Source organism: Curtobacterium sp. 9128, assembly GCF_007673775.1.
GTDB lineage: Bacteria > Actinomycetota > Actinomycetes > Actinomycetales > Microbacteriaceae > Curtobacterium.
Map to the genome: position 1 here is coordinate 36,529 of NZ_VEAF01000009.1, position 16,464 is coordinate 52,992.

Annotated in this window: 13 protein-coding genes; 8 read left to right on the forward strand and 5 right to left on the reverse strand. The window is 70.9% G+C overall.

Features of this window, described 5'->3' with window-relative positions; translation table 11 throughout:
- The 3 genes from FS641_RS17250 to FS641_RS17255 form a co-directional block, all read right to left on the reverse strand.
- Positions 1 to 2,013: FN3 domain-containing metallophosphoesterase family protein (locus tag FS641_RS17250; protein WP_186317828.1), on the reverse strand; the 2,013-nt coding region annotated here is incomplete at its 3' end.
- A 259-nt stretch (positions 2,014 to 2,272) separates the two neighbouring features.
- On the reverse strand, positions 2,273 to 2,437 hold the full coding sequence (locus FS641_RS18220) for a hypothetical protein (RefSeq protein ID WP_186317829.1): 165 nt from the start codon (positions 2,435 to 2,437) through the stop codon (positions 2,273 to 2,275).
- A 155-nt stretch (positions 2,438 to 2,592) separates the two neighbouring features.
- On the reverse strand, positions 2,593 to 3,051 hold the full coding sequence (locus tag FS641_RS17255; protein ID WP_144766127.1) for a MarR family winged helix-turn-helix transcriptional regulator: 459 nt from the start codon (positions 3,049 to 3,051) through the stop codon (positions 2,593 to 2,595).
- A gap of 122 nt (positions 3,052 to 3,173) precedes the next feature.
- Here FS641_RS17255 and FS641_RS17260 point away from each other — a divergent pair, with 122 nt between their 5' ends.
- Positions 3,174 to 4,115: an AraC family transcriptional regulator gene (locus tag FS641_RS17260; protein WP_186317830.1), complete on the forward strand. Its 942-nt coding sequence runs from the start codon at positions 3,174 to 3,176 to the stop codon at positions 4,113 to 4,115.
- 16 nt (positions 4,116 to 4,131) lie between these two features.
- Here FS641_RS17260 and FS641_RS17265 read toward each other — a convergent pair whose 3' ends face one another.
- On the reverse strand, positions 4,132 to 5,160 hold the full coding sequence (locus tag FS641_RS17265) for a LacI family DNA-binding transcriptional regulator (RefSeq protein WP_144766131.1): 1,029 nt from the start codon (positions 5,158 to 5,160) through the stop codon (positions 4,132 to 4,134).
- A 159-nt stretch (positions 5,161 to 5,319) separates the two neighbouring features.
- Here FS641_RS17265 and FS641_RS17270 point away from each other — a divergent pair, with 159 nt between their 5' ends.
- The 4 genes from FS641_RS17270 (at position 5,320) to FS641_RS17285 (ending at position 11,057) form a co-directional block, all read left to right on the forward strand.
- The gene (locus FS641_RS17270; protein WP_144766132.1) at positions 5,320 to 6,615 is read left to right on the forward strand and encodes an ABC transporter substrate-binding protein; all 1,296 of its coding nucleotides are present in this window, start codon (positions 5,320 to 5,322) and stop codon (positions 6,613 to 6,615) included.
- A gap of 8 nt (positions 6,616 to 6,623) precedes the next feature.
- Positions 6,624 to 7,655 carry a carbohydrate ABC transporter permease gene (locus tag FS641_RS17275; RefSeq protein ID WP_144766134.1) on the forward strand — a complete coding sequence of 344 codons (1,032 nt, stop codon included), beginning with the start codon at positions 6,624 to 6,626 and terminating at the stop codon, positions 7,653 to 7,655.
- A gap of 43 nt (positions 7,656 to 7,698) precedes the next feature.
- Positions 7,699 to 8,580, forward strand: a complete 882-nt coding sequence (locus FS641_RS17280; RefSeq protein ID WP_144766137.1) for a carbohydrate ABC transporter permease — start codon at positions 7,699 to 7,701, stop codon at positions 8,578 to 8,580.
- Between the two features lie 143 nt (positions 8,581 to 8,723).
- On the forward strand, positions 8,724 to 11,057 hold the full coding sequence (locus FS641_RS17285; protein WP_260855923.1) for a beta-glucosidase: 2,334 nt from the start codon (positions 8,724 to 8,726) through the stop codon (positions 11,055 to 11,057).
- 142 nt (positions 11,058 to 11,199) lie between these two features.
- On the opposite strand, the gene FS641_RS17290 is transcribed toward FS641_RS17285, so the two are convergent.
- Positions 11,200 to 12,147, reverse strand: a complete 948-nt coding sequence (locus FS641_RS17290) for an N-acetyltransferase (RefSeq protein ID WP_144766140.1) — start codon at positions 12,145 to 12,147, stop codon at positions 11,200 to 11,202.
- An 11-nt stretch (positions 12,148 to 12,158) separates the two neighbouring features.
- On the opposite strand from FS641_RS17290, the gene FS641_RS17295 reads away from it, so the two are divergent.
- The 3 genes from FS641_RS17295 (at position 12,159) to FS641_RS17305 (ending at position 16,372) form a co-directional block, all read left to right on the forward strand.
- Entirely contained in the window at positions 12,159 to 12,833 is a 675-nt protein-coding gene (locus FS641_RS17295; protein WP_144766143.1) for a hypothetical protein, read from the forward strand.
- Positions 12,834 to 13,144: 311 nt separating this feature from the next.
- Positions 13,145 to 15,031: an arabinofuranosidase catalytic domain-containing protein gene (locus FS641_RS17300; RefSeq protein WP_144766145.1), complete on the forward strand. Its 1,887-nt coding sequence runs from the start codon at positions 13,145 to 13,147 to the stop codon at positions 15,029 to 15,031.
- 294 nt (positions 15,032 to 15,325) lie between these two features.
- Positions 15,326 to 16,372, forward strand: coding sequence for a LacI family DNA-binding transcriptional regulator (locus tag FS641_RS17305; RefSeq protein WP_144766147.1), 1,047 nt, complete (start codon positions 15,326 to 15,328; stop codon positions 16,370 to 16,372).
- Positions 16,373 to 16,464 lie beyond the last annotated feature (92 nt).

Here is a 16,464-nt window from a genome sequence, read left to right on the forward strand (position 1 = left end):
GTCCGTCGGGTCGGTGCCCGGGTCGGCGGGGTCGGTCGGGTCCGTCGGGTCGGTGCCCGGGTCGGCGGGGTCGGTCGGGTCCGTCGGGTCGGTGCCCGGGTCCGTCGGGTCGGTCGGCGTCGTTTCGTCTGCCGGCTTGTGCAGCGTGACCGCGTCGACGACCGTCATGTCCGCCGTGCGGTACGTGGTCATCGCGATGCTGTCCGCGGTGACCTCGACGTTCGTGAAGTTCGGCGTGTACTCCTGGTTCTGCACGGCCGAGAAGTCGAAGTCGATGTCCTCCCGGACGTCGTAGTACTTGCTGCCCGACGACGAGTTCGCGGTGACGTACAGCACCTCGTCGTCGGTCGGCGTCACGGTGTCGGTGACGGGCGCGTCGGCGTCGACCGGGGTCACGCCGTCCATGAGGTAGCTGCGCACGTAGACGTGGTCGTGTCCCATGAGCACCAGGTCGACGTCGAGGGCGCTCATCGCCGGCGGGAGGTCGGCGCGGCGGGCGATGATGTCCGAGTCGGTGGAGTGCGATGCGACGCTGTAGACGGAGTGGTGGAACGTGACGACCTTCCACCTGGCCTCGTCGCCGTGCTCCGCGATGACCTGCTCGGCGAACGCCGCGTGACGGGCGTCGTCCTTGTCGTTCGAGTTGAGCGAGATGTACAGCGTGTCGCCGTGGACGAACCAGTAGTCCCCGCCGGCGCGCGCGGCGTCCGGCTTGCCGAACTCCGTCGAGACGTTCGGCAGGTTGAAGTGCTGCTCGTACGCCAGGCTGCCCACGTCGTGGTTGCCGATATTCGTCACGAGCGGCGTGGTGCGCAGCTGCGACGGGGCGAGGAAGCCCGCGTACTGGTCCTCGTTCGACGCGGTGTTCACCTGGTCGCCGGCGGAGAAGACCATCTCGGACTCGGGGAACTCGCGCGCGGCGACGTCCATCGTGTCGATCCAGCCCGCGGTGTCGCGAGCGGCGTCACCGGACGCGCCGATCTGCGGGTCGCCGACGAAGACGAACGAGTAGTCGCCGTCGCCGTCACCGGTCGTGAAGCGGCTCACCTCGCTCCAGCCGTCGGTCTCGCTACCGACGCGGTAGGCGTACCCGGACGACGGTGCGAGGCCGGCGAGGGTGGCGTGGTGGAAGCGCTGCCCGTCCGTGGCGACGCCCGAGGTGGACGGCACGGTGGTCGCGCCGGAGGCGGGGAACGCATCCCCGGTCATCGCCGAGGCGGGGACGACCTGGGCGACCTGGTCGTCAGTCGAGTCCGTGTACCAGGCGAGGTTCCGCTCGGACTCGTCCGCGCCGACGGTCATCACGACGTCGGAGATCGTCGCGGGGACGTCGGCCGCGACCGGGACGAGGGACTCCATGTCGAAGTAGACGTCCGAGCTGTTCGTGCGGCCCTGGTAGAGCGCGACGGCGACGTCGTTCGAGCCCTCGTGCAGGAGGGACGCGTCGACCGAGAACGTGCTCGTGTCCGGGTCGGAGCCGTTGTCGCCGGCGTACTGGAGGTTCTGCGTGACGGCGGCGTCCTCGTACCCGGCGACCTTCGTGCCGTTGACGTACACGACCAGGCCGTCGTCGTAGGTGACCTCACCGACGAGCGACTTCCAGGAGCGCAGGTCGGCGGCGTCCGCGGTGAACGAGGTCCGGAAGAAGTAGGTCGGGACGTCGTCACCGTTCGCGAGGTACTGCGACAGCAGGGTGTCGACGATGTGTCCGCCACCCATGCCGGTCGCCGTGCCGTTCTTCGCGCCGAACGAACCGGCGCCGCGCTTCCAGTCGCCGTCCGGCAGGGCGCCGGTCGTCCAGGACGTGCGCTCGTCGCTGCCTCGTGCCGGGTCGCTGCCGTCCTCGAGGTACTGCCAGGTCGTCGCGCCGGACTCGACGAGCGGTGCCTCGGCGGCGGATGCGGCGTGGGGTTGGCCGATGAACGTGGTGGCGGCGAACGCGGCGACGGCCACGATGGCTGCTCCGACGGCTCGGCCGCGGCGCCGGAGGCGGGCGGTGTGCTGCTGGGTCATGGTGTCCTTCTGTCGAAGGCTCCGGGCAGGAGCCTCGGACATCTGACACACCTGAGTTGACGTACAGGTTTCCGCCGCCCGTACGGCGGGGAAACACCGGCAAGCGGCGGCGATGGCGGGACCCGCGGCGAACGGGGTTCCACGACTCGCCGCTCAGGTCCGCCGAGGTCCCACGAATCACCCGGTCAGCACGGCGAGGTTCCGCAATTGCGGAACCTCGCCGTCCTGATCGGGCATGCCCGCCGCGGGATCGCCGCGCTCAGCGCTGCTGCGTCGTCTCCGTGAAGAGGTCCTCGAACAGGCCGGGCTCGTCGGTCTGCTCCTCGCCGAACTTCCACTTGCGACGCATCCGCCGGAACGTCGTGATGCGGACCGGCTCGATGCCCGGCTCGGTGTCGTAGCTGCTCGTGTCGTAGCTGCTCATGGTCCTTCCGATCCTGATCCGTGTGCCTCTGGAGTCCCCTCGGGGAGGCTACGTCGCGGGGCGCACGGCCGTCCGGATCTAGGTAGAAGTCTTACCTTGTTGCGCTCCGTGGACAATCGGACGGGCCGGAGCGCTGGGTCCCTCTACTCTGCCGTTCAGGGCCTGGGGACGCCGCCGTCGAGCGCCGCGATCACGCTGTCGATGATGCGCACGAACCTGGCTCTGTCCCGATCCGAGAAGGAGGCCATCAGCTCGTGCAGGTGCTCGTTCGTGCTGTCCATGGCGGCGGCGTAGCGTGCGCGAGTGGTGGCGGTCAGTTCGATCAGTCGACTGCGGCCGTCGTCCGGGTTGGGTCGGCGCTGCAGGTGCCCCGAACGCTCGAGCCGGTCCACCGCCGTGGTCACCGCCGGACCCGTGATGCCGAGGTGGGACGCGAGGTCCTTCACCCGGACCGGCCGTCCGGCGGACTCGGCTCGCGAGACGAACTGCACGACCGTCAGGTCGACGCCACCGATGCCCATGTGGTCGCGCAGGCGTCCGCGGAGCGACGAGGCCGTGGCCTCGAGCCGGGTGAGCGCGGCGTCGAGGTCCAGGTCGGGTTCGCTGGCCGTCACGGGCAGGCCTCCTCTGCGACATGCGACTCGGCGTCAGGGTACGCCGGTGTCGCCCGCTCAGCGTATCCAGATCGCGAAGATCGTCGTGGAGGCCGCCCGGCGGCGTGGCGGGCGGCGGGCCGATGGAACGGCTGATCCGCATCGACGTCTCCGCCACCGATCCGGAGTCGGCGGTCCGCGAACTCGCGGCGGTGGGCATCGGTCGGCAGTGGACGTCCCGTCGTTCCGGCGACCGCTACTCGTTCCGCTACACGGCCGTCGGTGACCACGAGCTGACGGTCCGTCGATCACGGATCCACGGGTTGCTCCGGGGCGTCGTGGTCCCTGGTCCGGACCACGTGGTGCAGTGGACGACGGCCGGGTCGGTCGTCATCGACGCCACGGACACGCGGTCCGAACTCCGCCACGACGAACCGGTGCTGGCGCCGTCCGACCAGGAGTACGTCTTCGTCGGCGCCGACCACGACCACCGCTCGGTGCACCTCGCTCGGTCGTTCATCCGGACCGTCGCGGCCGAGCGCTGGGCCACCCTCCCCGAGCACCTCGTGCTCGAGCGGACACGAGCAGGCGGCACGGGCGCGTCGTCCGCCTGGCGGGACGCCCTCGGTGCGCTGTCCCGAGCGCTGCGGGACGGCGTGGACTCGCGGGCGTGGGTGGATGCCAAGCGCGCCGCCGCCGACGCGTTCCTGGGAATGTTCCCGCCACGGGTGGACGCGCTGCCCGCCGAGCTGTCGAACCCCAGGAACGCCCGGCTGCGGGCGGCGGTGGAGTACCTGCACGCCCACGTCCAGGAGCCGATCGCGGTCACCGAACTCGCCGACGTCGCGGGGCTGAGCGTGCGCTCGGTGCAGGAGTCCTTCGCGCGGGTGTTCGGCGTCTCACCGCTGACGTACCTGCGGGAGCTCCGACTCGACCGAGTCCGCCACGACCTGCTCGACGCCGACGCGCAGTCCGACACCGTCGGCGAGGTCGCCAAGCGGTGGGGCTTCGCGCACCTCGGACGGTTCTCCGCCGCCTACGTGGAGCGGTTCGGGGAGTACCCCAAGCAGACGATCCGGCGCTGACGCCGACGACCGGCGCTCAGCTCGCCGGCCGCGCGGTGCTCCGCCGGACGTGCAGTGTCGTGTCGAGGCGGACGTGGTCCTTCGTCGGCTCGCCCCGGAGCATCGCGAGCAGCATCGCCACCGCGCTCGCGCCGAGCTCCGTCAGCGGCTGCGCGACCGTGGTCAGCGGCGGTGTCGTCATCGCCGCCTGGGGGACGTCGTCGAAGCCGATCACGGAGAGGTCCTCCGGGACGCGGAGCCCGAGGTCGGCGGCCGCGTGCAGGACACCGATCGCCGAGGAGTCGTTCGCCGCGAACACCGCGGTCGGACGGTCGGGGCGGGACAGCAGCGCGCGGGCGACCTCGGCGGCCTGGTCCTCCTGGTAGTCACCGGCGAGCAGGAGCGTCTCGTCCACGGCGATGCCAGCGGCGCCGAGGGCCGCCCGGTACCCGGCCTCACGCAGCTGGGCGGAGGCGAGGTCGGCGCGGCCGTGGATGTGCGCGATGCGGGTGTGCCCGAGTGCGAGCAGGTGTTCGACGGCGATCCGCGCACCGCCCTCGCTGTCGGTGTCGACCGTCGCGTGGCCCTCGGGTCCGGTGTGCGGGTCGATCGCCACGACGGGGATCGACGAGCTCGGCAGCGCAGCCGACGGCGTGACGACGATGGCCCCGTCGATGAGGGTGCCGGAGAGTCGGGAGAGCGACCGCCGCTCCCACCCGGGCTGGCTCGTGCCCGTGACGAGGCCGGCGTAGGCGAGCAGCTCGTACCCGGTGCCGGTCGTCGCCGAGGAGATCCCGCGGAGCAGCTCGGTGGAGAACGGTTCGAACTCGGGCACGAGGATGCCGATCACACCGGTGCGGGAACTGCGGAGGCTCCTGGCGACGAGGGAGGTCTCGTAGCCGAGGCGCTCGACCACCTCCTGCACGCGGAGCATCGTCGCCGGGGCCACACCGTCGCGGTGGTTGACGACCTTGGAGACCGTGGGGATCGAGACGCCCGCGGCCCGCGCGACGTCCCCGATCGTCACCCGCCCGGGGCTGCTGTCCACGTCGGGAGCGGTCTCCATGTGCTCACCGTACCGCCGATCCGCCGCGCGACGGACCCGGAGGTCACGGAAAGAAAACGTTATCGATATCGATTGACAAGGCGGGGCAGCGCCTGGCACGCTCTCCGCAGCGGCACTGGATGTCGCGCAGGTCAACGACGACACTTCAGGAGTTCCACGATGACGAGGAAGATCCGGGCCGCGGCAGCCATCGCGCTGATCGGGGCCACCGCACTCACGGCAGCCGGTTGTTCCGCCGGCGGCAACGCGGCAGACAGCAACGGGAAGGTCTCGATGACCTTCTGGCACAACTCGACCACCGGACCGGGCAAGGCCTTCTGGGTGTCGACGGTCAAGGCGTTCGAGAAGGACCACCCGAACGTGACCATCAAGATCCAGGCGATCCAGAACGAGGACCTGGACGGCAAGCTCCAGACCGCCCTCAACTCCGGGTCCGCGCCCGACGTGTTCCTGCAGCGCGGCGGCGGCAAGATGGCCGCGATGGTCAAGGCCGGGCAGCTCATGGACATCGGCGGCTCGATCGGCAAGAACGCCAAGTCCGAGGTCAGCTCGGGCACGTTCTCCGGCTACCAGCTCGACGGCAAGACCTACGCGATGCCGGTCGACGTCAACCCCGAGGGCATCTGGTACAGCCAGGACCTCTTCAAGCAGGCCGGCATCGAGGGCACGCCGACCACGATGGACGAGCTGAACGCCGACATCGCCAAGCTCAAGGCCGCCGGCATCGCACCGGTCGCCGTCGGCGCGAAGGACGCCTGGCCCGCCGCGCACTGGTACTACAACTTCGCCCTCCGCGCGTGCAGCGAGAAGACGCTGAACAACACCGCGAAGGACCTGAAGTTCACCGACGGGTGCTGGAAGACCGCCGGCCAGGACACGAAGGACTTCTTCGCCACGAAGCCGTTCAACGACGGCTACCTGACCACCGCCGCACAGCAGGGTGCCGGGAGCTCGGCCGGTCTGATCGCCAACCACAAGGCCGCCATGGAGCTCATGGGGGCGTGGGACCCGGGTGTGATCTCCTCGCTCACCCCGGACGGCAAGCCCCTCGGCGACCTCGGGTTCTTCCCGTTCCCCGAGGTGTCCGGCGGCAAGGGCGCACCAGGCGCGATGATGGGCGCCGTCGACGGGTACTCCTGCTCTGCCAAGGCGCCGAAGAAGGAGTGCACGGAGTTCCTCAACTACATGACCGAGAAGCCCGTGCAGGAGGCCTACTACAAGGCGTTCAACGCCATCCCGGCGAACCAGTCCGCGCAGTCCGTCGTCACCGAGCCCTACCTGAAGACGGTGCTCGCGGCCTACAACAAGGCGCCGTACGTGTCGAACTACCTCGACACCCTCTACGGGCAGAACGTCGGCAACGCGCTCAACACCAGCGTCGTCGACCTGCTCGCCGGCAAGGGTGACGTGAGCGACATCGTGTCGACCGTCAACCAGGCCGCGGCGAAGGGCTGACCCGACCCATGGCCACCTCAGTCGCCCCCCGTCCGTCCAGCTCCGACGAGCAGACGGCCGCGGGGAAGGACCTGACCGGGGCCGGCGGCACTGCGCCGTCGGCCCCGGCCGGCCGCGGCCGGAAGAAGCCGGTCGCCGACGTCCGCAAGCGGGTCGAGATCGCCCTGCTCGCCGGACCCGCGACGATCATGTTCGTCGGGTTCGTCATCCTGCCCGTCGTCCTCGCCGCCTACTACGGCTTCTACAAGTGGCAGGGCTACGGGGCGCCGACGGACTTCGTCGGGCTCGACAACTACAAGATCATCTTCACCGACCCCGACTTCCGCGGTGTCCTGCTCCACAACGCGTTCATCGTGATCGGGTCGCTCATCGTGCAGGGGCCGATCGCGATCATCCTGGCGCTGCTGCTGAACCAACGCATCCGCGGTCGCGGCCTGATCCGCGTGCTCATATTCGTGCCGTACGTCATCTCCGAGGTGATCGTCGGCACCGGGTGGAGCCTCATGCTCTCCACGAGCGGCGCGGCCAACGACCTCCTGCAGACGCTCGGCCTCGGCGCACTCCGGAACGACTGGTTGTCGAACCCGGACATCGCCATCTGGACGCTCCTGGCGATCATCTCGTGGAAGTACATCGGCTTCGCGGTGATCCTGTTCCTCGCCGGGCTGCAGAGCATCCCCGAGGAGCTGTTCGAGGCCGCACAGCTCGACGGCGCCGGCTACTGGCAGATCCAGCGGCGGATCACGCTGCCGCTGCTCGGCCCGACGATCCGCATCTGGGCGTTCCTGTCGATCATCGGCTCCCTGCAGCTGTTCGACCTCGTCTACATCATCTGGGGCCAGTACATCGCCTCGACCGCCGGCACCTCGACGATGGCGACGTACATGGTCGCGAACGGTCGCAACTCCGGCAACTACGGGTACGGCAACGCCGTGGCCGTGGTCATCTTCCTCATCTCGCTGGTGATCGCCCTCGTCTACCAGCGGTTCGTCCTGCGTCGCGACACCGCCGGCGCGCTCACCGAGAAGGCCACACGATGATCGCCACCACGACCGCCGCCGTCCGCACCGAGCAGGCCACACGATGACCGCCACAGCGTCCGTCGTCGCCCCGCGGCGCGGACACGAGCGCCCGAGCGCCGGCCCGGTGCGGCGCGAGCGCAACCTCGGCACGTACTTCATCGCGCTGCTGTTCATCGCGGTCTGCATCGGTCCCGTCGCCTACATCGTGCTCGGCGGCTTCCGCACCAACGCGCAGATCACCGCGAGCCCCGCCGGCCTCCCGGCGCCCTGGAACTTCGCCAACTACGCCGAGGTGCTCGGCAGTGGTGTCTTCTGGCAGGAGCTCGGCAACTCGCTGATCGCCGGGATCACCACCACGGTCGGCGTCGTCGTGCTCGGCCTCATGGTGAGCTACGTCCTCGCCCGCTACCGGTTCCGCGGCCAGGGCGTGCTGTACTCCCTGTTCGCCGCGGGGCTGATGTTCCCGATCACCGTCGCGATCACGCCGCTCTACCTGCTCGTGAAGGACCTCGGTCTCACGAACAGCCTGGCCGGCGTGATCCTGCCGCAGATCGCCTTCGCCCTGCCGACGACGGTCATCATCCTGGTGCCGTTCCTCCGCGCCATCCCCGACGAGCTCGAGGAGGCGGCGGCCATCGACGGTGCGAGCCGCCTCGGGTTCTTCTTCCGGATGGTGGTCCCGCTGTCCCTGCCCGGCGTCGTCACGACCGGCATCCTGGCGTTCATCGGCAGCTGGAACAGCTACATCCTCCCGCTGTTCATCCTCAACGACGCCGCCAACTACACCCTCCCGCTCGGCGTGCAGGCGTTCTCGTCGCAGTACTCCGTCGACACCGCGCGGGTCCTGGCGTTCACGTCACTGTCGATGATCCCGGCGCTCGCGTTCTTCGCCGTCTTCCAGCGTCGCATCGTGGGCGGTCTGACCGGGGCGGTGAAGGGATGAGCACGCTCCAACAGGCGACCGACGGCCAGGAGGCCCGCCCCGCGTCGTCGACGACGGCCGACGCGACCACCGGCGGACGCGAGCCGCGTGGCGACGCCGCCACGGGCCTCCCGTCCGACCGCGTCACCACCCTGCTGGCCGCGATGACGCTCGAGGAGAAGACGGCGCAGCTCGTCGGCTACTGGCTCGACCAGAACGGCGTCGTCGCGCCCATGCAGGGCGAGATGGCGGCGACCCAGGACGGCACGACGCTCGCGGACATCACGCGCCACGGCATCGGCCAGTTCACCCGCGTGTACGGCACCCGGCCCGTCGAACCGGACGAGCGCGCCGCATGGCTGTGGGCGGAGCAGCGCCGACTCCAGCGCGAGACCCGGCTCGGCATCCCCGCGCTCGTGCACGAGGAGTGCCTGACCGGCCTCGCCGCGTGGAAGGCGGCGACCTTCCCCACCCCGCTGGCCTGGGGAGCGGCGTTCGACCCCGAGCTCGTGGAGCAGGTCGGCGCCGCCATCGGCCGCTCGATGCGGCAGCTCGGCATCCACCAGGGCCTGGCGCCGGTGCTCGACGTCGTCCGCGACCCGAGGTGGGGCCGTGTCGACGAGTGCATCGGCGAGGACCCGTACCTGGTCGGCACCGTCGGCACCGCCTACGTGCGCGGCGTCCAGAGCGCCGGGGTCGACGCGACGCTGAAGCACTTCCTCGGGTACTCGGCGTCGCAGGCCGGCCGGAACCACGCCCCCGTGCACGCCGGTCCCCGCGAGGTCGCCGACGTGTTCCTGCCCCCGTTCGAGATGGCGCTGCTCGACGGCGGCGCCCGCTCGGTGATGAACTCGTACGCCGAGATCGACGGCGTGCCCGTCGCCGCGAACACCGCACTGCTCACCGAGCTGCTGCGCGGCCGACTCGGCTTCGACGGCACCGTCGTGGCGGACTACTTCTCGATCGCGTTCCTCGAGGTCATGCACGGCACCGCCGCCGAACGTGGCGAGGCCGCCGCGATGGCGCTCGAGGCCGGGATCGACGTCGAACTCCCCACCGGCGACGCCTACCTCGCACCGCTGGTCGACCGGGTCCGCGCCGGGCTCGTCGACGAGGCGCTCGTCGACCGGGCCGTGCTCCGCGTCCTGCGGCAGAAGGAACGGCTCGGCCTGCTCGACCCCGACGCCTTCGCCGAGGACGCCCCCACCGACGTCGACCTCGACACCCCCGAACACCGGGACCTCGCCCGCCGCCTCGCCGCCGAGTCGCTCGTCCTGCTGGGGAACGACGGCACCCTGCCGTTGGCGCCGCAGACGGTCGCATCCGGCCGCGTCGCGGTGATCGGCCCGAACGCCGACCGCGCCGAGGCCCTGCAGGGCTGCTACTCGTTTGCGAACCACGTGCTCGCCACCCACCCGGACCTGCCCCTCGGGTTCGCGATCCCGACGGTCCTCGAGGCCCTGCAGCAGTCCCTCGGCGGCACCGTGTCGTCCGCGGTCGGCTGCGCCGTGGAGGGCACCGACCGGTCCGGTATCGACGCCGCCGTCGCGCTCGCCGCGGCGTCCGACGTCGCGGTCGTCGTCGTCGGCGACCAGGCCGGGCTCTTCGGCCGCGGCACCGTCGGCGAGGGCAACGACACCGACTCGCTGGAACTCCCCGGCGTGCAGCGGGAGCTCGTCGAGGCCGTCGTCGGCACCGGCACCCCGACCGTGGTCGTGCTGTTGACCGGGCGTCCGTACGCGATCGGGTGGGCGCTCGACGGCCCGGCGCGTCCGGCCGCGGTCGTGCAGGCGTTCTTCCCCGGGGAGGGTGGCGGTCTCGCCGTCGCCGACCTGCTCACCGGGGTCGTCGGCCCGTCCGGGCGCCTGCCCGTGTCGCTGCCGCGCTCCGCCGGCGCCGCTCCGTACACGTACCTGCACCCGCGACTCGGCGGACCGTCCGACGTCACCGCGACGGACTCGACACCGGTCCGCCCGTTCGGGTTCGGCCTGTCCTACACGTCGTTCGCGTACGAGGACCTCGTGGTCGACGAGACCGTTGCCAGCGACGGCACCCTCGCGGTGGCCGTGACCGTCCGGAACACCGGGGAACGTGCGGGGGAGGACGTCGTCCAGCTGTACGGGCACGACGTCGCCGCGAGCGTCACCCGACCGGTCGCCCAGCTGCTCGGCTACGCGCGCGTCGCCCTCGACGTCGGCGAGCGCGCGCGGGTCCGCTTCAGCGTGCCGGTGCAGCGCTTCGCCTTCACCGACCGGCAGCTGCGCAAGGTGGTCGAGCCCGGTGACGTCCAGGTCTGGGTCGCGTCGCACGCGGCTGCCTCCCGGCCGGGAGGCCCGCTCGACTCCGGCGGGATCGTCGCGGTCGGCGACGGGGTGGCTCCGGAGCCCGTGCCCGGCTCCGCCACGGACCGTGCCGAGGTCCGGGTCACCGGGGACGTGTACCTGGTCGGGACGGGCGACCCCCGGCTGGTGACGTGGACGGTGGACCGAACCAGCTGACGCAGGGGAGGTCCGGTGCCGGTCGGCACCGGGCCCGGTGCATCCCCGACGGAGGCGCACGCGCAGGGCACGGGGCCGACCGTCGCAGCACGAGATCCGCGTCGGCCCGGGTGGCGCGCTCAGCGCGCCCGGAGTGGGCCCGTCACTGCTGCGCGTGGACGATGCGCACGCGGGTCACGACGAACCCGGCTCGCGCGAACGCGGCCCGCATCGGCGTGTTGGCGGCGTCGGTCGTGCCGACGATCCGGTCGGCGCCGTCGTCCTGGTGGACGCGGACCATCTCGGCGAGCAGGTCGTCGACGTAGCCGTGTCCGCGGTGCTCCGGCAGCACGCCGAGGTAGCTGATGCTCGCGTCGTAGGCGGTCCTGGTCGGGATGACGAACCCCACCGTGGTGCCGTCCGGCAGGTGCGCGGTCCGCCAGGCCGCTCGCTCGCCCGGCAGGGAACGGTAGAACTCGAGGTCGTCGTCGGCGAGGGCGTCGATGCCCTCGCGGGCCACCATGTCCACCGTGTGCGCGTCGAGCGAGCCCGGTGCGACGGCGGCGAACAGCGCCCGGAACGTCGGGTCGTCGGCGGGGGCGAAGTGCAGCCGCGAGGAGCGTGGGGCCGCCGTGTCGGTGGTGGTGCGCGCGGAGCTGACCCGCTCGGTGGTGCGGGCGAACCCACCGCGGCGCGCAGCCTCGTGGCGCCACCGCACCGCCTCGACCGTCGCCGGGTCGTCCCGCCAGGTCGGCGCGACGTCCACGTTGTACTCGAGGGGTGTGCCCGCCCCGAACGCCTGCAGCCCGGCACGGACCAGTGCGGTGCCCACGGCTTCGGCCTCGCTGCCTCGCGCAGTGGTGGTGAGACAGTCGAGTGTGACGGGTCGGGTGGCATCGGCGCTGCCCCACCAGAGCGCACGACCGATGGGGCGCCCGTCCCGTTCGGCGATCCAGGACCAATCCGGTCGGTAGTTGCCGGTGGCGAGTTCGTCGGTCAGGCGACCGGCGTCGATCCACGCCACGGGTTCGTCCGCCGTCCAGCTGGTCAGGAGCGGGACGTCCGCAGGTGTGGCACGGCGGACGTGAACGGTCTGCTCGGAGTCGGTCATCGACCACGAGCATGGCGGGTCGCCACGCGATCCACCAGGCCCCGGACACCGGCTGCGGTGTCCTGCCGTCCGGCGCGCTCGACTACGGTGATGACGTCAGGGGGAACATGGTCAGGGGAGCACGGTCCGGCTGGGTCGCGACGGTCGTCACGGCGGGTGCCCTCGTGCTGTCCGGCTGCGCGTCCTTCCCGGCCGCCCCCGACGCCGTCGGGCAGGGCTGGCCCGCCACCGGCGTGCCGGGCTCGGTGCGGTGGTCGACAGACTGGATCGACGCGGTGTCCGGGGAGTCCGAGGCCGTGACCGGCCGGGTCGTCGGCCTGCGCCTCGAGTTCGTGGCGGATCGCTGGGTCTGGCGTCTCCGGAGCGTGGACGCGGGGCCGCACGGTCTGCTGGGGGAGGCGCCCGCGGACCCCGACGACGGAGTCGAGGCGCTGGTGGACGCGACGAGCCTCGCCCTCGTGCGGCGACACGACGTCACGCTGACCGATGCCGAATCAGCTCCGACGGACGTCAGCGCGTTCGAGGCAGCGCAGTCGTCCGGCGAGGAGTACCCGGGCGCGCGGCTCGTGGAGCTCGAGCGGATCGACGACGGCGGAGCTGCCGCTTGGCGCGTGACGACCTACTCCCCGGACACCGGAGCGCTGTCAGCGAGGACGGTGCCGGACGGGACCGGTCCGGATCACTGACCCGGGCGCGCCGCCCGTCACGGGCGGTTGTGCCACGGTGGCAGGCGCTCCACCGTGATCCGCGACGTGCAGGTGCTCGCGTTCACGGACGGTCGGGTTTGCGACCGCTGGCGCAGCACCGATGTGCTGGGTTCCCAGCAGCAGCCCGGGCTCGCCCGACCCGGGTGCTGTCCGTTCCACGCGCTCTGGTGCTCGGGTCGCCCTGCACGGTATCCTTGTTGCGGTTAATCGATTAAGCATGGGTTCACCACTCGTGCTGAACCCGACGATCGACCGCATCCCCAAGCAACGACGCTCGGAAGGAACCACACATGCACATCGGGTCGATCTCCAGACCACGGCGCTTCGTCGCCGCGGCACTCGGAGCCCTCGCTCTCGTCACCGGGAGCCTCTTCGCAACGACGGCCGGTGTCGGCAGCGCTGCTGCCGCAACCAACGGTCCCTGTGACACCTACGCCGGTGCCGGCACCTCGTGTGTCGCCGCGTACAGCTCCAGCAGGGCGCTGTACGCGTCGTACAACGGACCGCTCTACCAGGTCCAGCGCGCCTCGGACGGAGCGACCACGAACGTCGGACTCCTGGCTGCCGGTGGGTACGCCAACGCGCAGACGCAGGACACGTTCTGCTCGGGCACGACGTGCACCATCCCCAAGATCTACGATCAGTCGTCGAACCACAACGACCTGACCGTCGCACCGGCCGGTGACGCCGGCGGCGCGGACGTCGCGGCGAACGCCACCGCACTGCCGATCACCGTCGCCGGACACGAGGCGTACGGCATCTACATGCCGCCCGGGGTCGCGTACCGGATATCGAGCACCCTGGCGAAGGGCACGGCGCGCGGTGCCAGCCCGGAGTCGATGTACGAGGTCGCGAGCGGCACGAATGCGAACCACGGCTGCTGTTCCGACTTCGGCAACGTCGAGACCCAGGAGAAGGACACCGGCAAAGGGCACATGGATGCCCTCAACCTGTCGATGCTCAACGGCACGGGCAGCGCCGGTCGCGGCCCGTGGGTGCAGGCCGACCTGGAGAACGGCGTCTACGAAGGCAAGACCGCGATCAACACCGCGAACACCGGCAACACCTCGAAGTTCGTCACGGCACTGCTCAAGAACGACGGCGTCGCGAACTTCGCGTTGAAGGGCGGGAACGCGCAGTCCGGGTCCCTGTCGAAGTGGTACGAGGGGGCGTTGCCGACGGACAAGGACGGCGACGGCCAGGGGTACACGCCGATGAAGCTCGAAGGCTCGATCGTGCTCGGTGCCGGCGGGGACAACTCGAACCGCGGCACAGAGTCGTTCTTCGAAGGCGTCATGACCTCGGGCTACTCGACCGACGCGGCGGACAACGCCGTGCAGGCGAACGTGGTCGCGCAGAACTACCAGGGAGTCTCGACCGGAGGCGGCCCCGGGGCCCCGATCACCGGACCCGGCGGCAAGTGCGTCGACGTCGCCGGTGACGACACCGGTGGGAACACCGCGGTCGTGCAGCTGTACGACTGCCAGACGCTCGCGGCCGACCAGCACTGGCTCGGCAACGTGTACGGCGCGCACACGCTCAGCACGCTCGGCCGGTGCCTGGACATCAACGGCAACGAAACGGCGAACGGCACCCACGTCGAGCTCTACGACTGCAACGGCGTCGGCGGCCAGCAGTGGGTCGTGCAGCCGGACGGGTCGATCAAGAACCCGCAGTCCGGACGCTGTCTCGACGACCCGTCGGGCAACACCGCGAACGGCACGGCGCTGCAGATCTACGACTGCAACGGCAACCAGGCGCAGAAGTTCGTCGCCGCGGTCCCGATCAAGACGATCGGCTCCAAGTGCGTCGACGTCGCCGGCAACGACCTGCAGCAGAACGGCCAGCAGGTCCAGGTGTACGACTGCCAGACGCTGCTGACGGACGAGCAGACGACCGACCAGCAGTGGGCCTACAACCAGGCCGACCACACGATCCGGACGCTCGGGCGCTGCCTCGACATCGACGGCAACGCCACCGCGAACGGCTCGCACCTGGAGCTGTACACGTGCAACGGCGTCGGCGGACAGCAGTGGGTACCGCAGGCGAACGGCTCCGTGCTGAACCCGCAGTCAGGTCGGTGCCTCGACGTCCCGTCGGGCAACACCGCGAACCAGACGCCGCTGCAGCTGTACGACTGCAACAACCAGGCGCCGCAGGTGTTCAGCTTCAACTGAACCGCGTGACGGCCAGGAGGCTCGGTGCCAGCTGGCGCCGGGCCTCCTGGCCGTGACCGGCGACGTCAGGGGCTCCGCTTCACCTGCTCTCGGCGTGGTCGACGAAGACGCGAACGTCCCACTCGTCGCCCCGGTACACCCGTCGTCGTCCCACTCCTGCATCCTGCCGCAGCGCGGAGCGCCCAGCTGTCCACTTCGGCCGCGGGCGACGCACGATGGAGAGAAAGTGCTTGCTTCATCGATTAAGCAGGTGCATGATGGGCGTGGTTAATCGATAAAGCACCGGAGGCACCCATGGCGAAGTCCGTCACGCTGAAGGACGTCGCCGCCAAGGTCGGCGTCACGTCCGCGGCGGCGAGCATGGCGCTGTCCGGGCACGAGCGGATCAGCGAGCGGACGCGTGCCGCCGTCAAGCGTGCCGCGGACGAGCTCGGGTACGTGCCGAGCTCGGCCGGTCGGGCGCTCCGCAGCCAGCGCGCGGACGCCGTGGCGCTCATCGTGCCGAACTCGTCGGCCCACGTGTTCGGCCACCTGTACTTCATGCACGTCCTCACCGGCATGTCGACCGCGGCGAACGCCCACGATGCCCAGGTGATCGTGTCGACGAACGCCGACACGAGCTCCGGCGACGTCGCGTACGAACGGGTGATGCGCTCCCGGACGGCCGACGGCGCGATCGTGACGAGCGCCGCGGTCGACGACGACCACGTGCAGGCCCTCGTCGCGAGCGGCCTCCCGGCGGTCCTCATCGGCAACTACCCGCACCTCGCGGACGCCGTGACGGTCGGCATCGACGACGTGCGCGCGACGGAGCGACTGGTGGACCACCTCGTCGAGGTGCACGGCCGTCGCCGACTGGTCCACGTCACCGGCACGCTCGACCACCGGACCGGGCTCGACCGTCGTCGGGGCTTCCTGGCCGCCGCCGAACGGCACGGGCTGACCGACGTGACCGTCATCGAGGGCGATCTGTCCGAGGCCTCCGGCGCGGCGGCGACGGAGCAGCTGCTGCAGGCATCTGGAGCGCGCCCTGACGGCGTGGTCTTCGCCAACGACGACATGGCCGTCGGCGGGCTGCACACACTGCGTCGAGCCGGCGTGGACGTCCCCGGGGACGTCGCCGTCGTCGGCTTCGACGACTTCGGTCTCGCCCGCGTCACGACCCCGGGCATCACGACCATCCGGGTCCCCGCCGAGGAGATGGGCCGCATCGCGACCGAGCGGCTCTTCGACCTCGTGGACCACCGCGGCGGCCAGCCCGCCCGCACCGAACTCCCCGTCGAGCTCGTCGTCCGCGCGTCCTGCGGCTGCGAACCCGATGCGGAACGCGTCCGCACCTGACCGGACGCGCGCCCGACGACCCACCCCCGACGACCCACCCCTCCCGACGACCCACACCCACCCCGGCACCACCTCGCCGAGCCACAACCCGA